General features: G+C 70.0%; 1 protein-coding gene. It reads right to left on the reverse strand.

What is annotated here, in order from left to right; translation table 11 throughout:
- Positions 1–240: 240 nt before the first annotated feature.
- Positions 241–1764: an anthranilate synthase component I gene (gene trpE, locus AC5JJ2_RS13780; RefSeq protein ID WP_495858576.1), complete on the reverse strand. Its 1524-nt coding sequence runs from the start codon at positions 1762–1764 to the stop codon at positions 241–243.
- Between the last annotated feature and the right edge of the window lie 170 nt (positions 1765–1934).

Here is a 1934-nt window from a genome sequence, read left to right on the forward strand (position 1 = left end):
GGGGGGGGGGGGGGGGGGGGGGGGGGGGGGGTGTGTGGGTGTGTGGGTTGTGGGGGGGGGGGGGGGGGTGGTGGGGCGGGGGGGGGGGGGGGGGGGGGGGGGGGGGGGGGGGGGCGCCCCCCCCCCCCCCCGACCTTCCTCCCTCCGACACGATTCTCACCGGGGCGGCAAGCCTTACCCCCCTCCCTAACCCTCCCCCCAAGGGGGGAGGGAACAAGACCACGAACCCCGCCCAACGGCCTACAGTTGCGTCTCCGCGATCTCGAGCGCCTTCATCAGGCCCATCGCCTTGTTCACCGTCTCCTGGTACTCGCTCGTCGGGTCGCTGTCCGCGACGACGCCGGCCCCGGCTTGGACGTAGGCCGTCGTCCCCTGAATCACCATCGTCCGCAGCGCGATGCAGGTGTCCATGTTCCCGCTGAAGTCGAAGTACCCGACCGCACCGCCATACGGCCCGCGGCGGTGCGGCTCCAGCTCGTCGATGATTTCCATCGCCCGCACCTTCGGCGCGCCGGACAGCGTCCCGGCCGGCAGGCTCGACCGCATCGCGTCGAACGCCGTCAGCCCGGCCCGCAGCGTCCCGGTCACGGTACTCGACAGGTGCATGACGTGGCTGTACCGTTCGACGGTCAACAGGTCGCTAATCTTCACGCTGCCGACCTCCGCGACCTTGCCGATGTCGTTGCGGGCGAGGTCCACGAGCATGATGTGCTCGGCCCGCTCCTTCGGGTCGTGGACCAGCTCCTCGGCGAGCGCCTTGTCCTCCTCCGGCGTCGCCCCGCGCTTGCGGGTTCCCGCCAGCGGGCGGACGGTCATCTCGCCGTTCTCGACGCGGCACATGATCTCCGGCGACGCCCCGACGAGCTTCACCGGCCCGCACTTGACGAAGAACATGAACGGCGACGGGTTCACCACCCGCAGCGCCCGGTAGATGTTGAACGGGTCGGCCGTCGTCTCCGTCTGGAACCGCTGGCTCGGCACGACCTGGAACGCGTCCCCGGCGTTGACGTATTCGATCGTCTTCCGCACCGCCGCCTCGTACCCGGCCTGGGAGAAGTTCGATTGGTAGCGGTGGGAACTCGGATCGCGGATGTCGGACCGCGGAACGGAAACCGCGATGTCCGTCAGCGGCAGGTCGGTCACCGGCTTCTGGAGCTTTTCGACCAACTCGTCAACCCGGCGGCACGCATCGTCATAGGAGGTTCTGAGTTCCGCGATCCGCGATCCGCGATCCGCGATCGAAGCGTGCGCGATGACGTTCACCGTCTTGTTGATGTGGTCGAACACGACCATGCGGTCGTAGAAGGCGAAGCACAGGTCGGGGATGCGACGGTCGTCCCGCGGGGCGTTCGGCAGCCGCTCGACGTACCGGACGGCGTCGTAGCTGGCGTACCCGACGGCCCCGCCGACGAACCGCGGCAGCCCCGGCAGGTGCGGGGCGCGGAACCGCGCGACGTGCTCCTCCAGCGCCTTGAGCGGGTCGGCCGCCGTCGTCGTTTCGGCCTTGCCGTCGCGGTGGAGGGTGAGGGTTTGTTCGTAGCTCTCGAACCGCTCGAACGGCCCGGCCCCGACGAAGCTGTACCGGCCGATCCGCTCGCCGCCGACGACGCTCTCGAACAGGAACGCCCAGTCGTCGTGGGCGGCGACGGCCTTGAACGCGGAGACGGGGGTGAGCGTGTCGCCGACGAGCTGCCGGTACACCGGGACGACCGTGTGCGACTGCGCGAGGGCGGCGAACTCGTCGAAACTGGGGCGGTACTTCATCCGGTCATTGTCGGGAAGCGCGGCGGGAATGGCGAGCGTTCGCGGTAGGTCGGCCGAGTCGAGGCCGACCACCTGCACGCTTCAGTCGGCTTCGCGGAATTGCAACGGCGAGCGTCGCGGCGTGAGCGCGACGTGGCTCGCACCCATGCAGCCACGTCGCGCTCACGCCG

The sequence above is a fragment of the Limnoglobus sp. genome (assembly GCF_059499385.1).

What these genes read in the sequence shown, in the direction of transcription:
- trpE (WP_495858576.1), bottom strand. Translation starts at nt 1,764, where the DNA reads ATGAAGTACCGCCCCAGTTTCGACGAGTTCGCCGCCCTCGCGCAGTCG.